Genomic DNA, 6765 nt, shown 5'->3' on the forward strand with positions numbered 1-6765 from the left:
GCAAAATCTGGGCTAGGACCACCTGACATTCCGGTGTTGTGGCTCAGTTCAGGCTCAGGATCCGATCGTAGATGCTCTGATCACCAGCGTTGGCTCGTGCACCTGCGATGAAATTTCTCGCCCCGCAATCAGGTCTAAAAGGGCTTTACCGGCGAAGCGGCCGAGGTCTTCAAGACGTAGATTCACCGTCGTGAGCTGTGGACGCGACGCGAGTGCCATTACGTCCCAATCATCGAAGCCAGTGACGGCGACATCCGTCGGGACGACCTTGCCGAGCTCCCGAAGCCGGTCGCACACCCCACGGGCAATCTGGTCGCTACCGCAGGCGATCGCGTCGATATCAGAGTGGCTGCGAAGCAGTAAATCAACGGCTTGACGTCCCCACTGTTCGGACCATTCACCGAAGAGCGGCCCAGTGATGAGTGCGCCACCGAGCCGCTTTGCTGCCGCTTCCGCCCGCCCGGTGGCCGCAACGTGGCGCGAAGGCCCGGACACATAGGCGACCTGTCGCCGACCGAGCGAGAGTAGATGATCCGCGAGAATCTCGGCCCCTCGCGCGTCGTCCAGTGTTATCGAAATATCGTGGGGGTCGCTCGAGGGACTGAAGGCGTAGACGACCGGCATCCGCACCTGAATCGCTGGGCGTGGATCAGTACTGCGACCCGTAACTATCACGCCATCGACACCGCGTGAAGTAAGCGATCTCACGTAATGCTGTTCGCGCACATTGTCATCGCGAGTGTCACACATCAAGACGGCCATCTGGCCCGCGCTCAGAACGTCTTCTGCTCCAAGCATCACGGGGATACAGAACCGGCCGAACGAGTCAGTCGTGATCATGCCCACTGTGTAACTGCGCCCGGATGATAGGGCGCGACCCCGAGCATCCATAACGAATCCCAGTTTCTCGGCCGCCTCGCGAACGCGCGCTCGCGTCTCATCACGTAGTTGGCCGGTGTCATTCAATGCCTTCGATGCCGTACCAATCGAAACGCCGGCGAGGGCAGCGACATCCGTGATGCGCACGGTGGCAGTGCTCATCGAATCAGTCACGGCAAACTCTTTTCCGTTGGGGCGCAACAGATGCCTCACGGCCTACGCTCCAAATCATCATAGATGACGGAGGAGCTCCTCAAAAAACCGGGGGTTGTGCATTCGAAGCGCCGCCCCGTTACCTGTTTAGGAAGACGTATTCCGTTTTTCCGTAGTAGTTGAAACTGCTCGAACACCCCGCATAGGAGCACACATGACCGCATCGTCGCCGTCGTCCGTTGAGACTCAAGGCTCACCAATGCGGGCTCAACCTGTTCGACCGTCTGATTCAGCGAATCCGGCACTACGCCCGCTCGAGGGTGGCGGCGCCCACATCACCGGGGGCTTCTGGTCCCTGCGTCAACAGCGCAATGGCGCGGACGCGATCCGTTCGGCCTACGACCTGTTGGAGAAGGCGGGTAACTTCGACAACCTCCGCGTCGCTGCGGGCACTAAAGCCGGCCAGGCACGGGGTCCGATCTTCATGGACTCCGACATCTACAAGTGGCTCGAGGCCGTAGCGTTCGAGTTCGGTCGCAACCCCGAACCTGATCTCCTCGAGATGCAGCGGACGGTAACCCGCCTCATCGCAGCGGCGCAGGCTGATGATGGCTACCTCGACTCTGTACAGCAGATCCAGGGCGGAGAAGCAGGACGTTACACCGATTTGCCGTGGAGCCATGAGATGTATTGCGCAGGACATCTCTTTCAAGCGGCGGTGGCACAGGTTCGCGCGACCGGAGATACTGAACTGCTCGACGTCGCAGTGAAACTTGCCGATCATCTCGACGCGACGTTTGGCCCCGATAAACGTCCAGACATTGATGGTCATCCTGTGGTCGAGATGGGTCTCGTCGAGCTCTACCGGGTTACCGGCGAACGTCGATACCTCAGTCTCGCCGCGCATTTCGTCGATGCGCGCGGCCGCGGCTACACCGAGAGCTTCGGCAAAGAAGCAACCTACTTCTCTGACCGGGTGCCTGTCCGGGAGGCGACCACCGTGGAAGGTCACGCGGTGCGCTCGGTTTACCTCGGAGCCGGAGCAACAGACATTGCGATTGAGCTCGACGACCAGGAGCTCCTGTCGGCGCTTGAAACACAATTCGCCTCGATGATGGCATCCAAGACTTTCATTACCGGCGGTCTCGGGGCTCGATGGGATTACGAAGCATTCGGCGATCCGTACGAGTTGCCTACCGACCGTGGCTATGCCGAGACGTGTGCGGCCATCGGCGGCGTGCAATGGGCTTGGCGCTTGCTGCTTGCAACGGGCAAGCCCATTTATGCCGACGCGATTGAGCGTTTTCTTTTCAACGCTTTCCTCCCTGGCGTTTCGCTCTCGGGTACCGAGTACTTCTACGTGAACCCTCTTCAGCTGCGCGACCGGGCGCATGCCGACGAGAATCGGTCCCCAGCGCATGGACGCCGCGGATGGTTCGACTGCGCCTGCTGTCCTCCGAATATCATGCGCACTTTCGCGAGCCTCGACTCCTACCTCGCAACGATGACCGAGGGCGGTCTTCAACTCCACCAGTTTGCTACCGGCGATTTCGCCTTCGACAATGGCGCTGTTCGGGTAACTACCGACTACCCATGGAACGGTACCGTCGACATCGAGGTGCTGGATACGACGGGAACCTGGAGTCTTGACATTCGTATCCCGGCCTGGTCGGACAACACGACACTCACGGTAAATGGCGAGCCGATCGGAACAACCCCAAGCAGCTATGCGCGGGTCACCCGCGCGTTTACACCGGGTGACCTCATCCGCCTCGAACTCGACACCACGGTGCGTCTTTACGCTGCGGATGCCCGTATCGATGCCACGCGCGGTGCAGTTGCAATCGAGCGCGGGCCTCTCGTCTACGCGCTGGAGCACACGGACCTGCCTGGCATCACTCTTGATGACGTCATGTTCGACCTGAATTCCACTATCGAAGCTACAAAACGTGAGGAACTGCTCGACGGTATCGTCACGCTTGAGCTGCAGGGGAAATCGCCGTCGACGCACAGTCAGACTTCGTGGCCGTATCGACGGGTGGGAGGTGTTGGCGTCGGCTACCCCGGTGCAAATCGGAAAACTCGCGCCTCGGACCCTGCCCCGGTCTCACTGACCGCGATTCCCTACTTTGCCTGGGCCAACCGTGAAATCGGCCCAATGCGTGTATGGCTGCCGACGGTCTGACCGATGCCACTCGACAGGAGAGCGTTTCTGGTCGGAGGTCTGATCGGGGCATCGTCGCTCGCACTCGCAGGATGCGCGGGCGCGCTCCCCCCAATCAACTCCGCCAGTAAAAGCTTCAACACCAAAGCCACCGGCATCGTCACCGTCTGGTGCAGGGCGGCTACTCAAGCGGGTCTGGTTTCGCTCGTCGTCGGTTTTAACCGAGCTCATAAGAACCTCCAAGTTGAGCTGACCCCCATCCCCGACGCTCAGTACGTAACCAAACTGGCGACCTCGATCCGTGGTGGCCAGCCCCCGGACGTTGTGGACATGGACGACATCAACTCGACTCTGTTCATCTATCGCGGCGTCTTTGCCGACCTGACCACGGTCGTCAAGGAGCTTCCGTATTTCGATCGACTCTCGACCGGGCATCTTCGCCTGCTTGAGCAAAACAACCGGTTCTTTGGGGTGCCGTATCTCGCCGATAATTCGATGCTGTACTACAACACCGAGATCCTGGCAAAGGCCGACGTTGACCCGACGTCGCTCTCGACAGGGTTTACCGGACTGCTGGATGCTGCGAAAAAGATTCAGAAACTCGGCGGCGAGATCTTCGCGTGGACCCTATCAGCCAACTCTCCCGGCATCCTCGGCTTTACCGTCCAGCCGCACATCTGGGCAACAGGAAATGACATGCAAAAAGGGAGAATTGGTCGGCAGCAAGGCAACATAATCGGCAATGATGCCCTTGAGCAGACGTTAGCGTTCTACCGGCAGCTCTGGGTCGATGGGCTCACCTCGCGCAAGGCCTACAGCGATGCGGGTGCTGCCTGGGGAGCTGACTTCCGAGCAGGCACTGTTGGGCTTATGCCCGTCTCCTGGGGTTCAGTCGCGACGGCGCCGCCAGCAATTCTGAAAAAAATCGACGCCGTACTCCTGCCCGGTCCAACTGGTGGAAGCTCGTTCTTCGACGGTGGAGACAATATGTGTATTCCCAATGGTTCCGCCAATCCGCAGGGCGGCTGGGAGTTTATGAAGTACGCCACCGGGCTGGACACCCAAAAGAATCTTCCGGCGGGAGGGTACTTTCCCGTGCGATCTGATGTGCTCACGCCGTCATATCAGCGCAATTACCCCATCTCCGAGCTTCCGCTAAAAAACCTCGAAAGGGGATATGCGCCGCAGACGCTGGCCTACAACCTGCTCTACAACCAACCGTCAAGTCCGTTCATCACGATGTTCCGCGAAGCGGTGTTCGGCGACGGAGTCACAGCGGCTATGAAAACAGCTCAACCTGCCTGGGACAGAATCCTCGACCAGGCCCAGGCTTAGGTCCCGCTGCACAAGGAGGTGCAAAATGTCATCGATACTTGCAAAATCCGCTGGTCGATCCTCATCCGTAATAATCGGCTCGCCGCGGAAGAAGAGGGTCTCATTGACCCATCCGCCGCGTACCGGTCTGGCATTGGTCACACCGGCCTTGGTCTTTGTTGTGGTCTTCGTTATCGCGCCGCTGATAATTGCGATCTACATCTCGCTCACAAACTGGCCACTCATCGGTAGTTACCACTTCATCGGCTTCGAGAACTACATCAAATTGTTCCAGGATCCCGCGTTCGGCAAGTCGATTGGCTACACCCTGCTGTACACGGGCATCGTCACCGTCCCGATTCTCGTCCTCGGGTACTTCCTCGCAGTGCTCGTAAGAGCAAAGCGCCGCGGAGCCACGGTGCTGCGAACGATTTTCTTCCTGCCTTATGTGGTCGGCCTCACCACGTTGAGCTTCATCCTTGTGTTGGAGGCACAACCATCATCCGGGCTCGTAAATGTCATTTTGAAATTGCTCAACATCACAGACGGAACAACCGCGTGGCTCGTGAATGGACCGCTTGCCACCGGCCTCATCTGCGTATTCATTGTCTGGGCTGTCTCGGGTCTGACCATGGTTCTCGTAATGGGAGCTATGCAGTCGATTCCCGATGAGGTCTACGAGGCTGCGTCCCTCGAGGGTGCGAGCTGGTGGCAACAGGAGCGACTCATCACCATGCCGATGATCAAGAACACGATCGCACTCAGCGTGATCATTTCGGTGACCGGTTCGCTGCTCGCCTTCACGCAGTTCTACATTCTGACGCAGGGCGGGCCGGGAAATGAGACCCAGACCCTCGTCGGCTATATCTACAACCGGGCATTTGTACAGCTGCAGCTCGGGGCGGCGACGGCAGAGGCTTTCGTGCTGATCATCGTGGTCGGCCTCGTCACCGCTTTCCAGTTCTGGGCACTGAGGGAGAAAAAGTCATGACCACCACGACCCAAAGCCGGGCGAACGCAGCATCCGCTCGCTCCACCAGTTCAGCTTCCCTCGGAGCCACCGCACGGACCCGTCCGCGTCGCGGGCGGAAGCACCACCAGGGCAGCGTCGAACATCCACGCGACACGAGACTCAAGCGCACGCTTTTTGCAATCGCTGGCATCGGTTCAGCCCTCATCTTCGGGGTACCACTGCTCGTTGCAATCCTTCGCGCCTTCCAGCCGAATGCGGTCATCGTGGCCGCTCCGACCTGGACCACGTTCTGGAGTTTCGGGGTGCAAAATTTTGAGTCAATCTTCAACCCGTCGCAGCACCTTCTGACGGGACTTGTCAACAGCCTCATTGTCGCGATCACAGCAGCTGTTGTCACCGCAATCGTAGCGACGCTGCCGCCGTCACTGGACTGACCCAGCTCGTCGTCCGCGAGGTGTACTCCGCCGAAACAATTGATTCCCAATTGACCGAATTCCCTCTTTGCCAAGAACCTACAGCCCGAATTAGCACGGCACAGCCAGACCATCCGCGGGGTTGCTGCCCGCCACGCGGCTGTTTGATTCAGAGGGCCGGTTGAAAACCCACAAAGTTGCAGGGCGAACTTTTGTCCCCGTCCCGGCTGCGCCCGATCATCCAGACGCCGCGGGGCAGTCGGAAGTGCCAAGCCTCGGGTTTTGAGTATTTGCGAGTTCGGGGGCCGTTGAATATTGCCTTCGGGGGCCGCCGGTATTGCCTTTCGGTGCCGGGCTGTCGCGCGGTCGGGGCCACTGGTGCCCGACCGCGCGAGCCTTTATGCCTTGACCTGGCCGGCGGTGTGTTCTCGCATGTTGTGGCCGCCGGTCTCGACCCAGATGGTGTTGTGCACGATACGGTCCATGATCGCGTCGGCGTGAACTCCGGAACCGAGTCGCTGATGCCAATCTTTCTGGGCGTACTGGGTGCAGAACACCGTTGATGCCTGGTCGTAGCGGCGCTCGAGGAGTTCCAGGAGCATGCTTCTGGTGCTCTCGTCGGGTTCATCGAGGAGCCATTCATCGATGACTAGGAGCGAGAACGCGGCGTACTTGTTCAGAAACTTCGTCGTCCCGGCGGGTTTATCGCGGGCCAGCTGCCAGGCCTCTTCGAGCTCCGGCATGCGAATGTAGTGCGCTCGCACCCGGTGCAGGCACGCGGCCTTCGCCAGCGCGCAGCCCAGATACGATTTCCCCGACCCGGTGAATCCCTGGAACACAACGTTCTGTTGCCGGTCGATGAATGAGCA

The 6765-nt window shown here is 59.5% G+C and carries 6 protein-coding genes; 4 read left to right on the plus strand and 2 right to left on the minus strand.

Features of this window, described 5'->3' with window-relative positions:
- Positions 1-54 precede the first annotated feature (54 nt).
- Positions 55-1041 carry a LacI family DNA-binding transcriptional regulator gene (locus RCH11_RS06565; RefSeq protein ID WP_327056183.1) on the minus strand — a complete coding sequence of 329 codons (987 nt, stop codon included), beginning with the start codon at positions 1039-1041 and terminating at the stop codon, positions 55-57.
- A 250-nt stretch (positions 1042-1291) separates the two neighbouring features.
- On the opposite strand from RCH11_RS06565, the gene RCH11_RS06570 reads away from it, so the two are divergent.
- The 4 genes from RCH11_RS06570 to RCH11_RS06585 all read left to right on the plus strand — a co-directional run bounded on the left by RCH11_RS06570 (position 1292) and on the right by RCH11_RS06585 (position 5917).
- Positions 1292-3217, plus strand: coding sequence for a glycoside hydrolase family 127 protein (locus tag RCH11_RS06570; RefSeq protein WP_327056184.1), 1926 nt, complete (start codon positions 1292-1294; stop codon positions 3215-3217).
- A 3-nt stretch (positions 3218-3220) separates the two neighbouring features.
- Complete coding sequence (locus tag RCH11_RS06575; RefSeq protein WP_327056185.1) at positions 3221-4531, plus strand: ABC transporter substrate-binding protein; 1311 nt, start codon at positions 3221-3223, stop codon at positions 4529-4531.
- 103 nt (positions 4532-4634) lie between these two features.
- Positions 4635-5501, plus strand: coding sequence for a carbohydrate ABC transporter permease (locus RCH11_RS06580; protein WP_327056186.1), 867 nt, complete (start codon positions 4635-4637; stop codon positions 5499-5501).
- The gene (locus RCH11_RS06585) at positions 5498-5917 is read left to right on the plus strand and encodes a hypothetical protein (RefSeq protein WP_327056187.1); all 420 of its coding nucleotides are present in this window, start codon (positions 5498-5500) and stop codon (positions 5915-5917) included. Before RCH11_RS06580 ends, RCH11_RS06585 begins: the two co-directional genes overlap by 4 nt.
- A 377-nt stretch (positions 5918-6294) precedes the next feature.
- Here the strand turns inward: RCH11_RS06585 and RCH11_RS06590 are convergent.
- On the minus strand, positions 6295-6765 hold a 471-nt coding region (locus tag RCH11_RS06590), incomplete at its 5' end, for an ATP-binding protein (protein WP_327056188.1).

It is taken from the genome of Glaciihabitans sp. GrIS 2.15 (assembly GCF_035984695.1).
Taxonomy (GTDB): Bacteria; Actinomycetota; Actinomycetes; order Actinomycetales; family Microbacteriaceae; genus Lacisediminihabitans.

Excerpts from the sequence above, each read along its gene's own strand:
- RCH11_RS06565 (WP_327056183.1), bottom strand. The coding sequence starts at position 1,041 with ATGAGCACTGCCACCGTGCGCATCACGGATGTCGCTGCCCTCGCCGGC.
- RCH11_RS06570 (WP_327056184.1), top strand. The coding sequence starts at position 1,292 with ATGCGGGCTCAACCTGTTCGACCGTCTGATTCAGCGAATCCGGCACTA.
- RCH11_RS06575 (WP_327056185.1), top strand. The coding sequence starts at position 3,221 with ATGCCACTCGACAGGAGAGCGTTTCTGGTCGGAGGTCTGATCGGGGCA.
- RCH11_RS06585 (WP_327056187.1), top strand. The coding sequence starts at position 5,498 with ATGACCACCACGACCCAAAGCCGGGCGAACGCAGCATCCGCTCGCTCC.